Annotated in this window: 16 protein-coding genes and 1 pseudogene (1 of these 17 only partly in view); 7 read left to right on the top strand and 10 right to left on the bottom strand. The window is 61.7% G+C overall.

The window, feature by feature from the left end; genetic code table 11:
- Positions 1–264: the 3' portion of a sigma factor-like helix-turn-helix DNA-binding protein gene (locus WBP06_RS24590; RefSeq protein ID WP_395334890.1), read on the top strand. 147 nt of this gene lie to the left of the window's left edge; 264 of the gene's 411 nt are visible here — the last part of the coding sequence; the start codon falls outside the window, past its left edge; it ends in the stop codon at positions 262–264.
- Positions 265–383: 119 nt separating this feature from the next.
- Here the strand turns inward: WBP06_RS24590 and WBP06_RS24585 are convergent.
- Positions 384–590 (bottom strand): annotated as a pseudogene (locus tag WBP06_RS24585) (transposase); the annotation flags it as partial.
- 97 nt (positions 591–687) lie between these two features.
- Here WBP06_RS24585 and tnpA point away from each other — a divergent pair.
- The 3 genes from tnpA (at position 688) to tnpC (ending at position 3,200) form a co-directional block, all read left to right on the top strand.
- Entirely contained in the window at positions 688–1,146 is a 459-nt protein-coding gene (gene tnpA / locus WBP06_RS24580; protein WP_395334614.1) for an IS66-like element accessory protein TnpA, read from the top strand.
- Positions 1,143–1,496: an IS66 family insertion sequence element accessory protein TnpB gene (tnpB, locus tag WBP06_RS24575; RefSeq protein WP_395331926.1), complete on the top strand. Its 354-nt coding sequence runs from the start codon at positions 1,143–1,145 to the stop codon at positions 1,494–1,496. The genes tnpA and tnpB overlap by 4 nt, the downstream gene beginning before the upstream one ends.
- Positions 1,497–1,625: 129 nt before the next feature.
- On the top strand, positions 1,626–3,200 hold the full coding sequence (tnpC, locus tag WBP06_RS24570; protein WP_395334018.1) for an IS66 family transposase: 1,575 nt from the start codon (positions 1,626–1,628) through the stop codon (positions 3,198–3,200).
- A 17-nt stretch (positions 3,201–3,217) separates the two neighbouring features.
- Here the strand turns inward: tnpC and WBP06_RS24565 are convergent, their stop codons facing one another.
- Positions 3,218–3,559, bottom strand: coding sequence for a hypothetical protein (locus tag WBP06_RS24565; RefSeq protein ID WP_395331924.1), 342 nt, complete (start codon positions 3,557–3,559; stop codon positions 3,218–3,220).
- A gap of 74 nt (positions 3,560–3,633) precedes the next feature.
- Positions 3,634–4,074, bottom strand: a complete 441-nt coding sequence (locus tag WBP06_RS24560; RefSeq protein ID WP_395334888.1) for a hypothetical protein — start codon at positions 4,072–4,074, stop codon at positions 3,634–3,636.
- 280 nt (positions 4,075–4,354) lie between these two features.
- Between WBP06_RS24560 and WBP06_RS24555 the strand changes: the two genes are divergently transcribed.
- Entirely contained in the window at positions 4,355–4,600 is a 246-nt protein-coding gene (locus WBP06_RS24555; protein WP_395337575.1) for a DUF4136 domain-containing protein, read from the top strand.
- A 75-nt stretch (positions 4,601–4,675) separates the two neighbouring features.
- Here WBP06_RS24555 and WBP06_RS24550 read toward each other — a convergent pair whose 3' ends face one another.
- The 7 genes from WBP06_RS24550 to WBP06_RS24520 all read right to left on the bottom strand — a co-directional run bounded on the left by WBP06_RS24550 (position 4,676) and on the right by WBP06_RS24520 (position 18,579).
- Positions 4,676–5,644, bottom strand: a complete 969-nt coding sequence (locus WBP06_RS24550; protein ID WP_395334886.1) for an HAD family hydrolase — start codon at positions 5,642–5,644, stop codon at positions 4,676–4,678.
- A gap of 41 nt (positions 5,645–5,685) precedes the next feature.
- Positions 5,686–7,326 carry an arylsulfatase gene (locus tag WBP06_RS24545; RefSeq protein WP_395334884.1) on the bottom strand — a complete coding sequence of 547 codons (1,641 nt, stop codon included), beginning with the start codon at positions 7,324–7,326 and terminating at the stop codon, positions 5,686–5,688.
- A 403-nt stretch (positions 7,327–7,729) separates the two neighbouring features.
- On the bottom strand, positions 7,730–9,148 hold the full coding sequence (locus WBP06_RS24540; RefSeq protein ID WP_395334883.1) for a DUF1254 domain-containing protein: 1,419 nt from the start codon (positions 9,146–9,148) through the stop codon (positions 7,730–7,732).
- Between the two features lie 10 nt (positions 9,149–9,158).
- Complete coding sequence (locus WBP06_RS24535) at positions 9,159–10,520, bottom strand: DUF1214 domain-containing protein (protein WP_395334882.1); 1,362 nt, start codon at positions 10,518–10,520, stop codon at positions 9,159–9,161.
- A 12-nt stretch (positions 10,521–10,532) separates the two neighbouring features.
- Positions 10,533–11,972 carry a DUF1254 domain-containing protein gene (locus tag WBP06_RS24530; RefSeq protein WP_395334881.1) on the bottom strand — a complete coding sequence of 480 codons (1,440 nt, stop codon included), beginning with the start codon at positions 11,970–11,972 and terminating at the stop codon, positions 10,533–10,535.
- A gap of 270 nt (positions 11,973–12,242) precedes the next feature.
- The gene (locus WBP06_RS24525) at positions 12,243–14,180 is read right to left on the bottom strand and encodes an autotransporter outer membrane beta-barrel domain-containing protein (RefSeq protein ID WP_395337574.1); all 1,938 of its coding nucleotides are present in this window, start codon (positions 14,178–14,180) and stop codon (positions 12,243–12,245) included.
- Between the two features lie 49 nt (positions 14,181–14,229).
- Positions 14,230–18,579, bottom strand: coding sequence for a beta strand repeat-containing protein (locus WBP06_RS24520; RefSeq protein ID WP_395334880.1), 4,350 nt, complete (start codon positions 18,577–18,579; stop codon positions 14,230–14,232).
- Positions 18,580–19,589: 1,010 nt separating this feature from the next.
- Here WBP06_RS24520 and WBP06_RS24515 point away from each other — a divergent pair.
- Positions 19,590–20,021, top strand: coding sequence for a GFA family protein (locus WBP06_RS24515; protein WP_395334879.1), 432 nt, complete (start codon positions 19,590–19,592; stop codon positions 20,019–20,021).
- Between the two features lie 36 nt (positions 20,022–20,057).
- Positions 20,058–21,440, top strand: a complete 1,383-nt coding sequence (locus WBP06_RS24510) for a DUF1254 domain-containing protein (RefSeq protein ID WP_395334877.1) — start codon at positions 20,058–20,060, stop codon at positions 21,438–21,440.
- Positions 21,441–21,553 lie beyond the last annotated feature (113 nt).

Below are 21,553 nucleotides of genomic sequence, written 5' to 3'. Positions count from 1 at the left end.
GCGCTCGAGCTTGATCGCGAGAGGCAGCGTCCCGTTGCCGCCACAGTTACTCCTCAGACACCGACCGACGAGCTTCCCATCAGCGAGAGAACCGTGGTTGCGCTCCAATACGGGAACTATAGGATACTGGCCGATCTATTGCCCATTGGCAACGGATACAGCGGATGCTCATGTTGCCCAATTTCCATAGGGAATGCTTGGAAGAAGTTATCACTCTGGTCGCAAGCCTCCGGTGATCCGCCTTGGTGGGCCGATCCCGGCTAAACAACCGTAAAGCCCCCCTCTATGCGGTGCCACCCATTAGGATTGGGATATGACCCGGTTGGATGCTGGGAGAAAGGTTATCAATACAGAACGATCTCCATATTGCTTAAGATCAGGACTCATTGATTGAGCCAGAAGATGACGGTTACAGCGATGCAGATGGCAGACATGAAGGTGTGGGCGCAGCGGTCGTAGCGAGTGTGTATGCGCCGCCAATCCTTGAGCCTGCCGAACATGTTCTCGATCCTGTGCCGCTGGCGATAGAGCACGGCATCGTGCGGGATCGGGACCTTTCTGTTTTTCTTTGACGGGATGCAGGCGGTGATGTGTAAGCGTACGGCCTCCGGCGTGTTGTCGCATCCGGCGTTGGCGCTGATGGACTTCCGCTAAGGAGTCTCTTTCTGGACTCCAGAAGGAGGCCGAGTGAAGGACCGGGTAGAGATCATCACACGCACCGAGCGGCGCAGAAAGTTTTCGGATGCCGAGAAGACGGCGATCCTCGCCGAGGCAGATGCAGACGGAGTATCGGTCCGTCAGGTCGCAGAGCGCCACGAGATTGCCGAGAGCCTAATTTACAACTGGCGATCGGCGCGTCGTCAGGCGGCGGCCATCGCCAGCGAGGCGCTCGAGTTCATTCCCTATGGCGCGATCATAACGGCGGAACCTGCGGCCGCGCCGGCGGTTCCCGAGCCCCAGAAGGCGCCGCGACCTGTTTCGTCGCCGATGCCGCCAGCGCCGGACGAACTGGTCCGACCGCATCCCGGCGCTCGCCCCGGCGCGATAGACATAGATCTGCCCAGCGGCGTTCGCCTGTCGGTGGACAGCTACGTCAACGAGAAGGCATTGGCCCGCGTTCTACGGGCATTCCGGGACGTGTCGTGATTTCGCTGGCGCCCGGAACGAAGGTCTATCTGGCGAGCAAGCCGGTCAGCATGCGGCTCGGTTTCGATGGGCTGGCTGCATTGGTCCGCCCGCTATTCGCGGTCGAGCCCTACGGCGGGCATGTCTTCCTGTTCCGCAGCAAGAGCGGCAACTACCTGAAGGCACTGCATTGGGACGGGAGCGGGCTTTGTCTGTTCGCGAAGCGTTTGGAACGCAGCCGTTTCGTCTGGCCGCCGCTCATCGACGGCGGTGTCGTACTCACCCCAGCGCAGTTTGCGCTGCTGATCGAAGCAATGGATTGGCGGCGCACAGTAGCCCCTGATCCGCCCCGCCTGCCGGTGCAGATTTGACGCGATAATCGCCGCATTTCCGGGCTTTCTGCTTGGGCGGAAGGCCGGATTCTGCTAACGGGAAGCGTGTCTCCCGACGATCTCGAACTCCCTACCGATCCCGCAGAACTGCGCGCTTTTGCGGAGGCCATGCGCGCACGTCTGGCTGTTTCGGAGCAGGCGCTGGAAGCCGAACGGGCGGACCATGACGCGACCCGCGAGAAGCTTCAGACTGCTCAAAACTCGATCAAGCTGACGGCGCTGCAGATCGAGAAGTTCAAGGTCCAGCTGGCCCGCCTCCGGCGCATGAAGTTCGGTCAATCATCGGAACGCCTTGCCCTTCAGGCCGACCAGCTCGAGTTGACGCTGGAGGATCTCGAGGCCGAGCATGCCCATGCGGAGTGTGTGATCGAGGGGCATGTGCCCGAAGATTCCCCGGCTAGGGCTGCCCCTCGCAAGCCTCGCCGTGCTCCGCTGCCCGATCATCTTCCTCGCGACGAGGTCATGCACGCAGCGCCGGATGCCGACGGCTGCTCCGCGTGTGGGGGCACGATGGGCAAGCTCGGCGAGGACGTGACCGAAGTGCTGGAATATGTCCCCGGCCGCTTCCGCGTCGTCCGTCATGTCCGGCCCAAGCTGTCCTGCAACCGCTGCGATGCAATCAGCCAGGCACCGGCCCCGGCGCTTCCTGTGCCGCGCGGCCGTGCTGGTCCCGGCCTGCTGACCCACGTTATCGTTTCCAAGTTTGCCGATCATCTGCCGCTGTACCGCCAGTCACAGATTTACGCTCGCGAGGGCGTGGAGATCAGCCGTTCGACCATGGCGGACTGGCTCGGCCAGGCAAGCTGGCTGCTGCAGCCGCTGGTCGATCGGATCGCCGACCACGTCATGGCCAGCGTGAAGCTCCACGCCGACGACACACCCGTCCCGGTATTAGCGCCGGGGACCGGGAAGACGGCGACCGGCAGACTATGGGTCTACCTTCGCGATAACCGACGATGGAGCCATCTGGACAAGCCGGCAGCGCTGTTCCGCTACAGCCCCGATCGCAAGGGCGAGCGACCGCGTGAGCACCTCAAGACATTCGCAGGCTTCCTGCAAGCCGATGCCTATGCCGGTTTCGAGCGCCTCTACGCGAGTGATCGCCAGCCAGCCCCGATCACGCCCGTCGCGTGTTGGGCGCATGCGCGGCGCAAACTCAACGATGTCTACAAGGCGGATCCGCACTCAGTTGCGCTCAAGGGCCTGCAGATGATCGGCGCGCTTTACGACGTCGAGCGGCAGATCGTGCGTGAGCCGGCGGATTTTCGTCGCAAGGCCCGTAAGCTCTCGAAGCTCAAGGCGCTGGAGTTCTTCGTCTGGGCCGATGACGTACTGTCCAAGGCATCGGCCCGGTCGCCGCTGGCCGAGGCGCTGCGTTATGCCGTGAAGCTCAAGCCGCAACTGCTCACCTACACCGACGACGGCAGGCTGGAGATCGACAATAATCCGGCGGAGAATGCCCTGCGGAGTATCTGCCTCGGCAGGAAGAATTGGCTTTTTGCTGGCGCCGACTGCGGCGGTGAGCGAGCTGCCGCCATGTACTCATTGCTCGAAACGGCCAAGCTTAACGGCGTCAATCCGCAGGAGTGGCTCGCGGATGTGCTCGATCGCATCGGCAAGGGCCACCCGATCAACCGGGTCAATGAATTGCTACCGTGGAACTGGCCCACCCCGCTGGAGTGAGCGCCCATTTTGAGTGGTCAGCTGCCGTTCCTGCGGAGAGTCTTGTCGATCATCCAGAAGTGAAGAAGCTGGATGAGAACGAACAAAGCACCAATCCCGATGAGTGTCGGAACTACCATGCCCTCTTGGCCTGGCCTCGGTTGCATGTTGAGTGACAAAACGACAAAACTCAGAAGCACACAGAATGCCAGCGCCGGAATAAAAGCGAGGGCCACTAGCCGCGGCACCGACCAGGTCACGTTCCCGTCTAGCCACCACTGCATCGGCAATCGATCTTCAAGGCGGAACCGGGCATTAGCCGATCGAGCTAGGCCACAAAGCGCCAAAGCAAAGAGAACCGCAATGATGACTAAGGTCATGCGCCAACCTCCGAGACTGGATAGCATCCTACCATGCAACAGCGGTTAGGGGGGCATTTTTCTGCGACCGACCTTTAAAATCGGACGCTTACGGAACTGCCGATACAGATCGACGTGACTGCACAAACTATCAGCGCCGTAACATAGAACCAGTTGGGATCTATTATCCCCAGTCCGTAGTATACCAGCGTGGGAATAGTTCCTGCCATGTTCCATGTACCGATCAGCGCACCCACTGCAAGCAAAATGAAAATCGCGCTCACCACTGAAGAGACCCCGCGACGACCTGCCTCCGCGATGCTTTCCCAAGGATGTCCGTTCTTAAGGATAATCAGGGATGCCACCATGCCGGCCAACATCATCGCGACCTGCAATGGCCCGGCCATCGCGTCCACCCCGAACAACACAACCGCGCCGCTGACGAGCACCGCCAAAATGACCAGCGGTAGCAGCGAGTCCACATAAGAAGGCTCGCGAGGCTGTTTAGGACGGGATTCTCGATCCGTTTCTCGCATGCGGTCGATCTCTCGAAAAAATCCGCAGTAAAAGCATTCACCGATTCGCCTGGATGACAGTCGGATATTGGCGCACAAGGAAAAATTATCACGCTAAAAATGCAGAAATTTGCGAATGCACTCCTTCTTCAGAATGCGTTGGCAAGCGCTGAGAGCCAATTTCGGCAGGTTTTCTGAAGGCGAATTTACCGTGACCGAGCACAACGCTGGCCGGCGGCGAGCATTGTCGCGAACTTCTTCCTGAAGTTCAGCGCCCAAGGCGGAATCGGACGATGTTGCCCTGATCATCACCGTTGGCGCCAAGGACAAGATCGATATCGATACCTGGGACGCTTTTGGCAGACAGGTTGATGTCCGTCAGTATACCGAAGGCCAGCTCTCCGTGGATGCATTCGATGCAAAAACCAATCGACCTCTCTGGCCCGGCAAGGCAGTGGACGATGTCGGCTCGAAGCTAAACCCCGACAAGGCCGACAAGGAGGTAGGCAAACTGATGGCGCAGTTTCCCGCCAGAATGGCAGGATAAAGGGATCGAAACAAAACCGAGCGAGCTGCGCGGCGGGCTTCGCAGTCTGAAGCGCAGCGCGCCGTTCTAATCCCATCATTTGGGGAAAACAGCACCGTCAGGGCAGAAAACTGTCCTCCAGTCATTCTTCATGCTGACCAGGCCAATTCCGAACTCCTCTGACCGGTCGAGCGCCTCGGCCAGCGGGCTCACGACAAACTCCCGGTCGTAAGCGAACTCCCTTTCCGCATCGTCGTGATGCAGGAGCAGACCCAATCGCGGTCCGCTTCCGGATAGGGTGTAGCGAAGCATAGCGAGATCGCCGTCGGAGTTTCCGAAGGCAAAGACCGGGCGGCGCCCGATGTGGAGCGCGATATTCTGGACCTTGACCTCCCGGTCATCGAAACTTTGCAACTCAGCGAGTTTGAGCAGATCGATCTTTCCGGCTTGGATTTCCGTACGCGTTTTCACGCTCGAACCCACGACCTGCGAGCGGGGTACTCCATAAACCTCTTCCGAGAACGCGCGGATCAGATCGATCCCGCCGCCAGACACGATGAAGACGCGAAAGTCATTCTGTCGCAGAAAATCCAGCAGTTCGAGTTGCGGCTGATAGACCAGATCGACGAACCTTCGATCCTTGAGCGGATTTTTCGCCCGAGCCAGCCACTCGCGCGCATGCGAGTGAAACTCGTCTTCGGTCATCCCTGCGTGAGTTGCTGCCGCGACCTCGAAAAACCCCTGCTTGCCCTGTTGCTTGATGACCCCAAGGTCATGCTCGAGGAAAGCCTTGTAGGGCTGACGTTCCTTGAGGCTCGGATCTGCCTGCGCCAGCTTGCCCAGTTGCTCTCGCCCAAAGAAAAACTGGACTTGCAGGGGCTGCTCGCACCACAGCGTCCCATCGTTGTCGAAGGTCGCGATCCTCTCCTCCGGCGGCAGAAAATCGGGACTATCCTGCCTAGACACACGGCCGACGAATGCCAGGATCGCCGCTTTTGCCGGTCCATCGCTCCAACTGGAAAGCGGCGATTGCATATAGTTCTCCTGGCTATCTGCCGATGCCATCGTTTCCAGCCCGCACTTCGGGCGGAAACGATGGCTCGCATTCAATTGCTGCGATGCTGCAGCGCTTCGTCGACGATCTGCTTGATATCGCCCCGGATACGTTCCGGATCGATGTTCTGCTTGAGCGTCCGGACCGCCCTGATTGCGTGCAGGGTCGATTCCAGGATGTTGGCGGGGTTGAAGCTGGGCGGGAAGGACCGCGGCGGGAAAGTCTTGAAGGTTTCGACGAATTCGAAAACCTCCGCCATCATGCCGTACGCCGCCCCGACATGGTTCAGGTTCCAGTCCCAATACGTGTTCGAGGTGATGTCCGCACGCTCGAAGGGATCCTGGAACAGATTGTAGATTTTCTGAAGCCGCAGCGTGGTGAAGGGCTCCGCCCAGAGGCCCATGGTCCCTTCCATCCGCTGTTCGGAGAAGACGTACTTGTAGTCGCCCTGCCGCATCGCCACGAGAAGACCGTCGTCGTCGGAGTAGAAGAACTTGTTACGCGCGCTCTTCGCTCCGTTGTTGACGGTCGCGCTGCCCTTCACGCTGCGCAGGAAGTCGGACTGGTCGTAGCCGTCGAGGTGAACCTTGTAGTCCAGCCCGTTAGCCGTGTAGCCCTGCTTCAGCTTGCCGACGATATCGGGTTCGCCTGCGATCGCGCAGAGCGTGGGGATCCAGTCGTTGTGGCTCATCAATTCGTTAGTCTTGGTTCCGGCCTCGATCACGCCGGGCCAGCGGACCAGCATAGGCACGCGGAAGGCGCCCTCCCAGTTCGTGTTCTTCTCGGAACGGAACCAGGTCATGGCGCCGTCGGGCCAGGTATTCATGTGCGGCCCGTTGTCGGTGCTGTAGACCACGATGGTATCATTGGTGATGCCCATTTCGTCCAGCGCATCGAGAACCGAGCCGACCGTATCGTCATGCTCCATCATGCCGTCGATATATTCGCTGTCGCCATGCTCATAGCGCCCGCGATGCTCTGAACGGACATGGGTGCGCAGATGCATGCGCGTCGTGTTGAACCAGCAGAAGAACGGCTTGCCCGCTTCATTCTGGCGCTTCATGAAGTCGATCGCGGCCGCCGATGTCTCGTCGTCAATCGTTTCCATGCGCTTCTTGGTCAGCGCGCCGGTATCCTCGATGGTCTGCTTGCCGATCTTGCCGAAGCGCGGATCCTCCGTTGGGTCATCGATGTCGGTCGCCTTGCAGCGCAGAACGCCACGCGGGCCGAACTTTTTGACGTAGGACGGATCCTTCGGATAGTCGGGCAATTCCGGCTCTTCCTCCGCATTGAGGTGGTAGAGATTACCGAAGAATTCGTCGAAGCCGTTGACGGTCGGCAGCGATTCATTGCGATCGCCAACGTGGTTCTTGCCGAACTGCCCTGTCGCGTAGCCCAGGTTTTTCAGCAAACCGCCGATGGATGGATCCAACTGGCTCATGCCCATTGGAGCCCCGGGAAATCCAACCTTGCTGAGGCCGCTGCGGATGATGTGCTGCCCGGTCAGAAACGCAGATCGTCCGGCGGTGCAGGACTGTTCGCCATAGTAATGAAAGAACTGCAGGCCCTCATCGGCGAGTCGGTCGATATTGGGCGTCCCGTAACCCATAAGACCATGAGAGTAGGCACTTATATTCGCAATCCCGATATCGTCACCCCAGATGACGAGAATGTTGGGTTTTCCATCTGCCATGGTCGTTTCCTTCCGGCGTTGAATACACCCGGACAATCCACCATGGCCGCGCAGGCCAAGCTAATCGGGAGAAACCCGGTCAAGCAAAAGGGATTCTGCCGATCAGGGATATCAGGATGGGCCTCAAGCATACGAAAGACAAAGGCGTCCGACGAAGACGACATCAAAATTCACAGCGCACTGGACGACCAGTGTCGTTTGACACTTGATGGACAAAGGGCGCGGGCGGAGACCGGCCTCTGTCAACATGGCTAAATTCGGCGCAAGCTGGAGGCGGTTCGGGAGCCGGACAGCGGAGGTTTCCGGTGTCCGGCTCCCGAACGGGCGAGGTTGGCGGTGAAGGAATTAGCGGCTTTCGGAGCCGAGTACACGGTAGCCGCCAGACCGCTGCCATTGGCGCAGCCTATGCGTCCTTCTCTATATCGCCCGGCTTCCACACCTGGTTGAACCAATTGTCGAGCGGGCCGTAGAATCTAAGCAGCGGAAACCAACCTCGGCCGGGCACGGTCTTCACCCAGTTACGCTCTTTTCCTGACGGCACACTCGGGCCGAAATAGAAGTCGATCGAGCCATCGGCGTTGAATTCAGGGTTCGTATAGACGCTGACGGTTGGGAACTTGTTGCCATTTTGAAGCATCGAACGGCTCACGGCATCATAGACGACGATCGACCAGAATGCCTTGACCGGAATGTCGGCCGGATAGTGCAGCTTGTAGTTCCTGCCGCCGTCGAGATAATCACCGTCTGCGTCACGCGGACTGAACAGATATTGCGAGCCTCCGCCCACGATCTTCTTCACCATCGCCGGGGACATGCCGATCGCGGCGTAAGCGAAGCCGGCCCGGTGGTCGCTGTTGACGAAGCCTCTTTCGTCCCAGCTTGCAGTGCCACCCACGAACAGCCGCTCCCATTTCCGATCGGGATAGACCAGTCGCACCGGATCGGGGCAGTCGTAAGTGTTGGCGCGCGCCGTCGCGGCGCCCAGCTTTGCCGCTTCCTCCAACAAGGCTTTGTGCGCGGGATCGGGCGTGAAGTCCTGGTCCTTCTCGATCCCGATCGCGGCCAGATTGAACCATTGCGCAGAGGAAAGATGATCGACCTCATAGGCGATGATGCCCGCGAGATCCTCGAAGAAGCCATAGCCGTCCCGGAAGATCGTATCGATGTCGGTGTTCGAGACATCGGCGTAGGTTTGCGCAGGCGGTGCGCCGGCAGCACTTAGGGGGTAGATGCGGATGGACCGCATCAGGCCCACCGCATGGTCCGGCTTGCCATCCACCAGAAACCCGCGAACGCCCAACACCAACCGATAGCTCGTGCCCTGGGCGACGATATATCCGTCCGGCACTGGGCCATCATAACCGGGCGGGAGCAGCAGCAGTTTGCCGCCCTGGCCCTTGTCTACGCCGGTCGGTCCCACTGCGGCATTGTCGTCCTGCCACAGGTCCGCCACCCCGCCGAGCAGCCCGGCGGGCAATTCGATTACCACCGGCCCATCACGTTTCGTATCGATCGCGCTGATCGCATAGACCGTTTCGGAATTGCCGGTGAGCAGCAGCGTCTGCGCATCCATCAACTCTTGCCAGATGACGAGCTGATTAGGCGCGGCAGCGCCCCATTCGGCGACGCCTTTCCAGACATGATACCAGGATACGACCGGCATCTGGTCCAGATAGACTTCCACCGCGCGGTTGAGTGTGCGCAAATCCCGTAGCCTCTTGCTGGCGTCCGCGCTCGGATAGCCGCCGGTAAAATCGAAGTTGCCGAGAGAGGTTTCGACGGTGCCGGTATCGATCCAGTCGTGCGTCAGTGCGTCGGTCATGAGCATCTCCTCAGGAGGTTCGTTCGATATCGTTGAGTTGCCAGGTCTTCTGAAAGAGTGCGGGTTCCGGGCCGTAGAAGCGAGCAAGCAACTCGAACTTCCGGCCAGCCACAGTCGGTATCCAGTTGGTCTCTCGGCCTTGCGGGGCCGATGGGCCGAAGTCGAGGTCGACCGACCCATCCGCGTTTACGGCAAGGCCCGGTGATTGCGACGAGCGCCCTTGGCGCGAAGATTCCCGAATGAATGCGTGGGTCTCCCGGTCGTAGACAGTGATCGACCAGTACTGCTTGACTGGCACGCCGGCGGGAACGTTGAGGCGGTAGCTTGCGCCACCGTCCAACGGGCTCCCATCCCGGTCGTAGCCAACCATCAGATAATATTGCGATTCGCCGATGTGCTTGGCGCTGAAGAAGGCAAGTGAGTAATTGTTGGCGCGGTTGTCGGTAGGATAAGAATCGGGCACCCGAAAATTGCCTTGGACCGATTTCGAGAATTCGTCGGTCGCCGGGAAAAACCAGCGTTTTCCCGGATAGAATGGCGGGGTCACGCCGTAGAGCGTTTCGATCCAGCCATGGGCCTCGACGATCGCGTCCTTCAGGACCGCCGTGGTCCTGGCATCCGGCGCGAATGGCTCGCCGCGGGCGATGCCCAGAGTTTTCAGGGGATCGATCATCGCCAGGTCACGCTCCAGCCAAGGTTCGGCGGTGACCATCCGGGCGAGCGATTCGAAAAACCGCATGTCGTAGGGGATAGTGGAATCGAATACCGTGCCCGCGGCATCGATATAAGCCGTCTGCGGAGGATCGGCCGCCGCGGCCAGCGGATAGACCTTGAGCCGCTGGGAATAGGCGATCGCGGTAGCAACGTCGGCGTCGCTCCCGCTCTTGAGCACCGATCGTACCAGCGCATAGCCGCGATAGGTGTAGGATGGCATCGGAATGTATCCCTCGGGCACGTCTTCGGCCGCAAAGCCGGGGGGTAGGATCAGGTACTTGCCGCCCTTGCCCTTATCGACGCCGCCCGGCCCGATGTCCTCAATAGCGGCCTGCCACCGGTCCATCACGCTTCCGTTCAACACGCCGTCGTCGGCCGGAGGCACCTCGAAAACCACGGGCCCGGCCTCGGTGTTGAAGAACGGCATCAGGTAGATGACGTCGGGATTAGGTGTGAGCGTCTGGTTCTTCCAGTCGAGCAGCCCGGGCCACCACACAATCTGGTTCCAGTCCCCGCCAAGCGCGACCATTTGCTGGAACATCAGGTCAAAATTGACGACCGGCATTCCCCATATCACGGCATCCACTGCGCGGCGATGGAGCATGCGATCGGCGAGTTGCTCGGGCGTAAGGCCAGAGTTGGCAGCGAGATCCGACATGAGATGTTTCCTTCAGCCGATCCGTTCGATGTCGGGGAGTTTCCAGCTTTGGTCGAACCAGGGCTCGAGCGGGCCATAGAGGCGAAAGATCGTGAACCAGCTTTTTCCCGGCACGCTTTGCACCCAGTTCGCGCCGCCTTCGGGCCGTTCCGGCGCGAACCACACATCGACGCTGCCATCTGCGTTGATCACCGGGTTGATCTGGCTGGAGAAGCTCGGAAACTGCTGGTCGGTCTGCAACATCGATCGGGTCTGCGGGTCGTAGAGCACCACCGACCAGAAATCCTTCGCCGGCACGTCCGCAGGCACATGCAGCCTGTATGTCTTCGCCCCGTCGAAGGGCTCGCCGTCAGCGTCGATATTGGCGGAGGCATACTGTGAGCCGATGCCGACCATTTTCATCGCCATCGCCGGCGTGTCGATCGTTGCGGCGTAGAAGAACATCGTTCGCGCATCGTAATTGCGCCAGCCGTCGGTCAGCCATTCGTAGCTGCCGCCAATGAACGGCGTGTGCCATTGCCGGTCCGGATAGATCAGGGATTCCGGATCCCGATTGCGGAAATCGATCGCACGAGCGGTCGCATTTCCTACCGCTACCGCATCGGTCAGGATCGCCGTCATCCGTGCATCGGGCGCGAACGGCGTGCCTTTCCTGAGGCCGATCGCGGCGAAGATGCCCATCGCCTCGGGGCCGTAAGCCTCGACCGGCTCCTCCTGAATGATCTCGTTCAGCTCCTTGAAGAAGTGGATGTCATTGGCATGGACCGTATTCATGTCCTTGCCCGAAAGATTGACGAAGCTGGTCCTGGGCGGGTTGGCGGCATCGGTGAGCTGGTAGATCCGAACCCCGGCCTTGACGCTGGCCACGCCCGGTCCGGAATCGCCGTGCTGCATGAAGCCGCGCAGGAACAGCAGATTGCCGAAAGTCGCCGGCCGGAACACGAAATAGCCCTCAGGCACCTCGCCCTGGTATCCCGGTGGCAAGAAGAGATACTTGCCACCCTTGCCGCGATCGGGACCGGCATTGCCGATGTCCGTGACATAGCGAAACCAGAAGTCATCCACCACGCCGAGCACGTTGGGCGGCGTCTCGACGACCACCGGACCGTCTTTCAGATCCATCCAGTTCCAGCAATAGATCGTCTCGGTATTGGCGGTGAGGAAGATCGAGCGCGAATCCATCAGCGTCTCGAATATCGCCATGCAGTTCCCCGTCGCCCCACTGGCACGCAGCGCGCGCCGGATCGCGACAAGCGACGCGCCGGGCACCCCGCTCAGAAACGCTTCGACACCGCGCAGGAAGTCGAGATGATCGAACAACTTCGCCGCTGTTTCGGCCGTTGGTATTCCGTCGAAATAATCGAGTTGACCGATCCGGGTGGAAACCTGATCGGGCGTGGTGATCTCGGCCGGGATCTTCGTCTGGTAATGGTAGCGGGGGAGGGTTGTCATCGGCGGCCGCATTCCAAGTTGACGAGGCAGCCATGCTTCCCAATCTCACTGCGTCCGGCGATTGGGGAAAACCCGAAAATAGTAAAAGAATTCCTCGCACCTCGCGCTACGGGGTTTCAGTGGCAGGAGCAGGCGTGCGACAACGCTAAAGCAATGGCGCCGCGTGCATTGCGATAACGCCGCAAGTTGGACGCCTGGCGCCCAGAAGACGCGCCGTTGTCGGCCCGCCGACTGTAGGATCAGTTTCCTGGCCTGCCATCCGCCGACCGCTCACCAGTTGATCCTGACCCCCAGCTTGGCGTCGTAACCGCTGCCCTTACCGTTGAAGGTGGTGTCGTAGTTCGCCGCACCGAATAGCACGGTCCGCGCTTCGACCGGGATGGTGAAGCCGCCACCGAACTGGCCGACCAGCCGCTGCAGGTCCGCCCGGAACGGCACGTAGCCATCCTCCGACGAGACTTCCGTGTGGGGGTGGCCCAGGAATTCGTACCAGAGATTGGCCCGCAACCAGAACGCCTTGGGGCCCGTCGTCGCCACGCGCACGCCCAGCCGGCCGACGAGGGAGTCGGTATCCCGATAGCGGATCGTCGCGGCCTGATCGGAGAAACTGTCGAGCGAGAGGTTCTGGTAGACGAGCTGGGCCTGCGGCTCAATCTTCACCTTGTCCAGATCGAACGGATATCCACCTTCGAGCGAGAGCGCATAGCCCATGCCCTTGGTATAGGCCGGCCGGATACGCCCTGCCTGCATTTCCAACTCGTTCCAGGTGACCTGGGCGATCCCGTCGAGATAGGCGCCATTCTTCCAGAAATGCGTCCAGTACGCTCCGACCGTATAACCCGTCACGTCGAGCGAGCCGCCGTGCACGCGAAGGTCCAGGATGTTGTGATCGACATCCGCATTGATCTTCGAATAGGCGCCGTAGAAGCCGGCGTGATCTCGGTTCCCCTTCTCGTCCTCCGCGCGATAGAGATCGAAGCCGAGTTGCCCGGCCCACAAGTCGCTGTCGTAGGCGGCCCCGCTGCCATAGATGCCGATCGGATCAGCCGAATATTCGGCATGATGGTAGACCACGCGACCCCACATGCCATTGCGGTAGTCTGAATCGCCCAACGCAGGATTGCCTCGCAGCAGTTCCTCTTCACCCACGCGATCGTGCAGCGTGCCCAGGATCGAGCGGCCCTGCATCATCATGATCGCCGGCGCTGCCGAATAGACCGAGATTTCACGCCGCACTTCCGCGGGATTGATCACCGGCGGAGCGGGCGGCGTGGGCGTGGGCGTGGGCGTGGGCGTGGGCGTCGGGGTTGGGGGCGCGGGCGGCGTTGGGGTGGGAGTGGGCGTAGGGGGCGGCGTCGGGCACGGCTCTTCGGTGCACGGCGGCGGTGGGGTAGGGGTAGGGGTCGGGGTAGGGGTAGGGGTAGGGGTAGGGGTAGGGGTAGGGGTAGGGGTAGGGGTAGGGGTAGGGGTAGGGGTAGGGGTAGGGGTAGGGGTAGGGGTAGGGGTAGGGGTAGGGGTAGGGGTAGGGGTAGGGGTAGGAGTAGGAGTAGGAGTAGGAGTAGGAGTAGGAGTAGGAGTAGGAGTAGGAGTAGGAGTAGGAGTAGGAGTAGGAGTAGGAGTAGGCGTTGGTGTTGGTGTCGGCGTTGGCGTCGGTTCGAGCGTATTGCGCAGGAACCAGCTGTCAGGCTCCGATCCTTCTACCCCGCCACGGTGCAGCGTGTACTCGTAAGGCCCGGCGATCACGAAGTTGGCCAGACGAAACGCATTCGAGGCCGTCGTTGCTCCACGCGCCGCTTCCACTACCAGAATCCCGTTCCCGGTGGTGATGGCGCCTTCTCCGGTGGTGTTGGTAATGCCCAGCCGGGTCGTCCCACTCGCCGTGCCGCCGTCGACGATGAGCAGGTCGCTGGGCGAACCATCCGTGCCCAGATAGGTGTGCATGCCGATCAGGCCCTCGGCACCCTCGTAGTTCACGGCCGTGACCGACTTGTAGCTGGAGGCCAGCGTCGGATCGCCCACTGGCGCCGTGAACAGCACCTGGCTCATGTCATTGCGCAGCAGCGTAACGTTGGAATTGGCCGTGACCGTCCAGGTGGAATCATCGCGAAGGTCCAGATTGGCAGTGCTACCGGTGCCGGTCCGGAAAGCTCCCGTCAGCGTGGAGCCCTGATCCAGCGTGACATTGGCGGTGGCGTAGGTCTGCGTCACGCAGTTGCGATCGGCATAGGTATCGTAGACGCAGCCGGTCGACACCAGGCTATCGCCCACAAGGTCGCTGGCGGTCGCAGTCAGGTTGACCAGCGTCTCCACCGGAGCGGGCAGGCCGCTCTGCTGATAACTGTTCTGGGCATAGGCAACGAAGACGTCCGGCCCCTGCACCTGGGCACCGTCGAGCACGATGTCCGTCCGTCCGCCCGCCCCCAAGGCGACCGACTGCTCGCTGGTCAGGCTGCCGCCGGTCATGGTGAACAGGTTCGCGGTCGTGCCGTAGCCATTGCGCGAATAGAAGCCGAAGGTTTCCGTTCCCGTCGCCCGCACCGTGGTATCGGTAATCTGCACCACGCTCCGGTCGCCAGCAGCGGGCGTAGTCGTGTCGGAAGCGAGCAGAATCGCGGTGCCCTCTCCGGTGGTGTTCACGGTGGAATTCGTGGCGGTGATCGTGCCGTAGGTGGAATGCAGACCACTGGTGCCCAATCCGGTGGTAGTCACATCCGTGCCCGACAGCGTCACCACGCCGGTGCGCAGCGCATAGACGCCAGCGCCATAAGTGGAGGAGACGGAAATGGCGCTGGCTGCCGCCGATAGCGTTGCGCCAGCGCCATGCCGCGACGCCGTGCGCCGGCGTGCTGCCATTGGTCTGGAATCCGGTGGACAGGACCAGGAATCCGCTGCCGGTCAGCACGTAGTAATTGGGGCTTTGCGCAGCGACGGTGATGTTGCTGTCGGCCAAGGCGATGTTGGCCCCGGCGCCACGCGCCAGTGCGCCGGACGCCGCGGAGGTGCCCTGTACGGTCAACCCGTCGAATGCCGCCTGGCCGCCGTTGATCGCCACGACGCCCGAACTGCCTGCAGAGCTGGTGGTGCCAACGGCGTTGAGGTTGATGGTAAGCCCATCGATGCTGCGGGAAAGGACTGAATTGTCCACCATCATGCCCGCGCCGCCGGCGCCGCCGTTGATGTTGAACACGGACCCTGCCGCCAGCGCGATCTGGCCGCCGTCATGGGCATAGGCAGCGGTCCGTCCCGGGGTAGTGCTGGCAGATGCCGCGTTCATGTTGACGGTGATCGGACCCGTCGCATCGATGATCCCGCCCAGGTTCGCGCCCAGCCCCACGACATTCGGATTGGCGGTGGTGATGGTCGAGCCGCCGTCCCCGAAATGGATCTGGCCGGTCAACTCTGCAATCGCGCCGTGGCTGCCGCTGGCCACGTCCGTATAGGCCACGTTGATCGTGCCGCTGCTGGTGGTGAGGCCAACGGAATTGGCATTCAGCGTGGTGACGGTCGAGCGATCTGCGGCGCTGCCCGTCAGGTTGACCGTGCCTCCGGTATCCGCTTGCACGCCGAATGACCGGCTGCCGTTGGTGACCACGTCTACCCCGGAGGCAGTGACAGTGCCCCCGCTTTCCGCGAAGAGGCCATTGGCGAAAGCGCCCGTGCCGGAGGTATTGGTGGTCGTTACCGATCCGCCGATCAGGTTGATCGCGCCCCCGTTCAAGGCGTGTACTCCCGGCGAGCGAACGCCGTTGGTCGTCACCGTCTCGTTCGCGGCCGCGATAGTGGAGCCTGCGCCGTCCGCACGCAGTCCGTCGCTGTCGCTGCCTAGCGTGCGCACGATCCCGGCGTCGCTGGTCGCCGCGCTCGTGCTCGGATCGACATTGAGCCAGACCGCTCCGCCATTCTGCGACAGCACCCCGTAAGCTGCGCTGGCGCCGGAAGAGACATATTGGCTGGGATCGGTCGCCAACGCCCCCGTGGACGTGACGGGCTTGCCATAGGTCGTGAGATCGGCGGCATTGGTGCCCAACCGCACGCCGGTATAGATGGAATCGCCCGATGAGGTGACGATCGACCCGGACCCGTCCGAGAGCAGGCCATAGGCCCCGGTGCCGGACGTGATGATGGTGGTCGGGTCAAGGTCGATCCTGCCGCCTCCGCTCGCCCAGGCACCGTGTCCACTGGCGCCCAAGGTCGAGACGGCAAGGTTTGTGCCCACGATCCGCGAGCCCGCCCCGACGGCGTAGAGCCCGGTGCCGGTAGTAACGGCATTGACCTGGTCGAGCGTGGCCAGGCCCGCGCCGGTCGCGCGCACGCCGATCACGCCGGCCGTGGTGTTGGGGTTGGACAGGGTGATCCCGCGCAGGGTGGCCGTCGATCCCGCCCCGTCGACATGGAGCAGCGTGCTATTCGCACCCGTTGTCGAGATCGTCGGCCGCGTCGTTGCCGTATCGAGCGTGACCGAAGCGCCCTGACTGACCAGCAGGACATCGGACCCTACACCGCTCGTCACGATCGCGGATGTACCCCGCGACACCAGCGTCGAACCGGCGCCGCGCACTTCCACGCCGATCGACTGGCCGCCGCTCATGTTCACCGTGGCATTGTTCAGCGTCAGCGTTCCCGCACCCGATACCAGCGCGCCGGTGATGCCTGAATACGTGCCGCTGTTGGCAAGCGTCACTCCGGTGAGCGAAGCTGCACTGCCGCTGCCGTCGACATGCAGCAATGCGCTACCGGCGCCGGAAACGGTCAATACCGGCAGCGGATTGGACGCACTGAAGCCAACGCTGGCCCCGCCGAACACATAGATGCCGTCCGCCCCTGCGCCCGTGGTCGCAACGTTGTTGCCCCCGCCCGAGAGCAAGGTCGTCCCGGCCGATTGCAGCGCGATCCCGGCTGCCCCATTCCCTGTGGTGCTGATGGTGACGTTGGTCAGGTCCAGCGAGCCGGTCAGCGTGGCCGCAGCGCCATGCGCCGCAAGGCCACTTGTCGAGACCGTGGCATTGGCGGCGATAACCGTCCCGCCTGGATTGACTGCAAAGAGCCCGTAGCTCTGTGTGCCGGATGTCGTGATGGCGGCGCCACCCGAACTCAGGTCCAGCACACCGCGCGTGGCGAAGCCCCCCCAACTGCTTGCGCCGGTGGTCGTGACTTGCGCATTGCCCGCCTTGACCAGGGAACCGTCACCGTTGGCATCCAACCCGATCGCGGCATCGCCGTTGGTGGTGACGGTGACGCTGGCGCCCAGCGTGATCTGGGCTCCAAGGTCGGCGAAGATGCCGTGCGCACCGGCGCCGCTGGTCTGAACCGCAAGATTGGCCCCGTTGATGGAAGATGCGGTACCGCTGACTGTGTCGATTCCACTGGCATGAACGCCGTGCCCAGTGTTTCCCGCAGTGGTCACGCTGTTACCGCCGCCGGAAAGATCGATCGCGCCGCCACCGGTGGCTTCGAAACCGCGTCCGTTTGTGTTGGTGGCCTGCACGACAAGGTTCGATGCGGTAATCCGGGACCCAGCGCCGTTCGTTCCCAGCGCGATGGTATCGGATCCTTCGACGCGGATCGTCCCGCCGTTCAGCGTGATCCCGCTGCCGGTGTCCGCGAACACAGCACGCGTCCCTGCGGCCGAGGTTGTTACGTTGACGTTGCTGGTCTGGACGCTTGCAGCGCTTCCGGAATAGATGCCGAAAGCGCTTGCGGTGCCAGCTGCCGTGCCCGTCACCGTGATCGCCCCCCCGGAAAGCGTCACTTGCGCCCCCGCGACAGCAAAGGCGCCGCGACTGCCGGCCCCGGAAGTGTTGATGGTGGTATTGGTCGCTGAAACGCTACCCCCATTGGCATTGATGGCATTCGCCTGTTGCCCGGAAGTGGTGATGCTGCCGCCATTCAGGGTGATCGCGCCACCGGAGATGGCAAAGGCGCCATGCGCGGCGGCACCGCTGGTACTGACGGAGAGGCTGGTCGCATCGATGGTTGAGGCCGTCGAACCCGATGACCCCGTTGCGTAGAGCCCGCGTGCGGAATCACCGGTTGTGACGATGGAACTGCCCCCGCGCGTAAAATCGAGCTTTGCGCCGCTCTGGGCTTGCGCGCCATAGGCATTGGCTCCGCGCGTCTGGATCGCCTCGTTTGCCACATTGATCGTCGTGTTGCCGGTTGCGCTGATTCCGGCACTGTCCCTGGCCGTTCCGGTGCTGTCCGGCCCGTAGGTGACGATCGTGCCGGAACGCCCAGTAGCAAGACCGGTCGTCGGATCGACGTTGACCCAGGCCGTGGCCCCGCTCTCGGCGGAGATGCCCATGCCCGATCCGCCAGATGCAATGTACTGATCGGGGCCGTTGGCCAGCGCACCAGTGGCTGTCACCGGCTTACCAAAGGTCGCCGGATTGCTCGCATCCGTCCCCAGGCGCAGACCCGCGTAGATGACATCACCGTCGGAAAGGGCGATGCCCGTTGTCAAACGGACTGCAATGCCCGTGCCGCTCGCTGTCAGAAGCGTGTTGGCCAGAGAATTGACGCGCGCTGGTGCGTCGATGCCTTTCCCGCCCAGTGCCGAGAGAGTTGAGCCTGACAGGCTCAGCGCACCGGTCTGGGTCGTAAGGACCATTCCCGCGGTTGCTCCAATCACTGTCAAGTTGGTGAACGACAGCACTGCCGAGCCGCTCCCCAACGATGTCCCAGACGCAGCCGTACCGGCAGTGTTGGTAATTGATCCACCGGTCAGATTGACGGTGCTGCCGCGCGCGTAGACGCCATAGGCATTTGCGTATGTCGACGTGGCGGCAAGGTTGGTTCCGTTGATCGTGCTGCTGGTGCTGGACGTGTTGTTAGAAACAACGGCCGACCCCGTCGCGCTGTCGTTTACGGCGGTATAACTCTGGTTCGCAGCGCTAACGGTGTTGCCGCCTGTCGCGGTAAGTTGCTGGGCATGCGCGCCTCGGGGGAAGGCGCCACACACCAGGAATGCAGCCGCCATGGCCAGCGTGGAGGTTGAGGTTCGCTGAAACCGAGGGCGGGCCCCTCCATGTTCGAAGCTCGGCCACGAAGTCGCAGAAGTCCAGACCGCGACGAGCGAAAGATTGGCGCGCACCATTCGCATTTCTCCGCTGACAGCGGAAAATAATGCCCGTGACATCAATGATCGCAATCAGGTACATTGCCGATAACGGTGTCAGGGTTGAGAACCCCCATAAGGACAATTTGGTGAACCGACGGCAGCACGTTCGCTTAGCCGGCGGAGCAGGGCAGGGCACCACCGGCAGGTCGCGACCCAAACCCAGTCGTTGCCATCCGCATCGGTCAACGTCCGATTTCACCTAAAGCGGTCGATCTGCCTGGTCGAAGTAGACAGTCACCATAGAGCCCTTCCATGCCATCGATGTTCAAAATGGTGATCTAAAAAGTTGAACAGCAGGTTCCCGGGGTAGGCACCTCCGGCGCTCGCTGTGGTGAGCGACCTCTTGCGCTCCCAAGGTCCGGGCTGCGTGCAAATGGGCCGGCGAGTTTCGGCCACTAGGCAAACATGCGGAGATTCCCGAGGGGAGTTCAGGGATAGCCCCGATTTAGGCCCGCGCCGTTCCGAGGGATTGCTTCTGATCTCTCCAGCGGAGTGCGGCCATGCCGAGTATTAGAGGGAGCTGCTTGTGCGGCGGTGTCCAATACGAGATCACCGGCCCGCTTCAGGCAGCTGCCAACTGTCACTGCACGATGTGTCGCAAGCAACATGGCGCCGCGTTCCGCTCGCGCGCCGGGGTCAACCCAGCCGATTTCCACTGGCTCCAGGGCGAGAATCTCGTGACCATCTACGAGTCTTCCCCAGGTACGCATCGTGGCTTTTGCAGAGTTTGCGGATCGCCGGTCGCGAACCGGATTGATCCGTCCGCCGTCACGGGTGGCGGCGTCGAGCGGTTGGGCGTCCAATTGGGCGGGCTGGATGACGATCCCGGCGTTAGGCCGATCGCTCATGTCTTCGTAGCCGACAAGGCTCCTTGGTTCACGATCACCGACGACCTGCCCCAGTTTCAGACGGTGCCCTCTGCAAAATCTTGAAGCGGCCAGCCAACCAACCCGCCTGAGGAGGCGCGCATGACGACCAGCCAATATGAATTTCAGGGCGGTTACCCGACCCGAGAGAGTTCACAGCGCGCGTATGGCGATGCCGATTTGAACCGCGCCGTTGAGGCGTACAAATTCTTCTATCCGACCGTATCCGGGGTTGCGATGATCAAGGGCAACGAGCCGGTCGGACTGGTTCTAAACAAGGTGTTCGGAACCCTGGAACTCAAACCCGTGCAGCTCATGTACACCGGTAATTCCGATACCCCCTATGGCCCGATGGATCTGGATCTCAGCGTCGGTCCGCTGGTGATCGAATTGCAGCCGGGACCACTGATCGTGTGCTCCATCGACATGAACCAGCGGTGGGTGGCCGACATGGGCTTGCCGGGACCGGATGCCGGAAAAGGCGGCAAGCACCTGCTGGTTGGGCCGGACTATACCGGCCCATTGCCCGAGAGCGGGTATTACATTCATCGCACCAGCGCCAATCTCCAGATTGTCGGTGCGCGTTCGCTGCCGGTGAACGGCGACGTAGCGGCAGCCAAGGCCAGGCTGACGACGATCAAGGTCTATCCGTTAGACGCTTCCGTGCCGTGGGAAGAGCCCGTTTGGAAAGACCTGACCGACATCCCGCAGGATACAACGCCGCTTGCTTGGGAGACGAACTTCCAATTCTGGGAGCAACTGAAGTACGCCATCGATACTCAGCCACCATTTGCGGGCTATCATAACGAATATGGCGCACTGGCTGCCCTGGGTATCGAGCGCGGCAAGCCATTCACGCCAGACACACGGATGCGCGCCACTCTCGAAGAAGCGGCTCGGATCGGCAACGCGCAGATGCGGGTGCGCTCGTTCGACGATGACAGTCCCGAGCGGATTGTTTGGCCCGACCGCAAGTGGGAATGGGCAAGCCTGCGATATGAGGACGGCGACTTCAATACCGGCGTCCATCTCGACCTTGAGGCACGGGAGAAATGGTTCTTCCAGGCGATTGGAGCTTCGCCCGCAATGTTCCGGCGCGATACGCAAGCCGGATCGCTCTACTGGCTTGGTCACCGCGACAATGCAGGCACCTATCTTGACGGTGGAGCGGCCTACAAGCTGACTGTGCCCCTGCCGGTTCCCGGCAAGCTCTTCTGGTCGGTGACGGTGTATGACGCCGAGACCCGCTCGCAAGTGGCGACGGATCAGAACAAGGCTGCGCTGCGCTCGCTATTCGAGCTGAAGGATATCTCGGGCAGCAACGCCGAACTATACTTTGGCCCCGCCGCCCCCGCGGGCAAGGAAGATCGCTGGATCAGGACAATCCCCGGCAAAGGCTGGTTCGTCTACTTCCGGATTTATGGCCCGGAAGCTGCCGCGTTCGACGGAAGCTGGAAGCCAGGTGATTTCGAAAGGGTTTCGTGATGCCCGTTGAAAGGCTTGCCGATGCGGAACGCGAAACGATTGCTGTTTTGGCGATGCCTGGATTCGATGAACCTACACCGTTTGTCACCGGGGGCGGGAGGGGCCGCTAGCTT

This window comes from Novosphingobium mississippiense (assembly GCF_044029535.1).
Taxonomy (GTDB): domain Bacteria; phylum Pseudomonadota; class Alphaproteobacteria; order Sphingomonadales; family Sphingomonadaceae; genus Novosphingobium.
The sequence above is the reverse complement of the archived record's forward strand: the minus strand, read 5'-3'. Positions and strand labels throughout refer to the sequence as shown.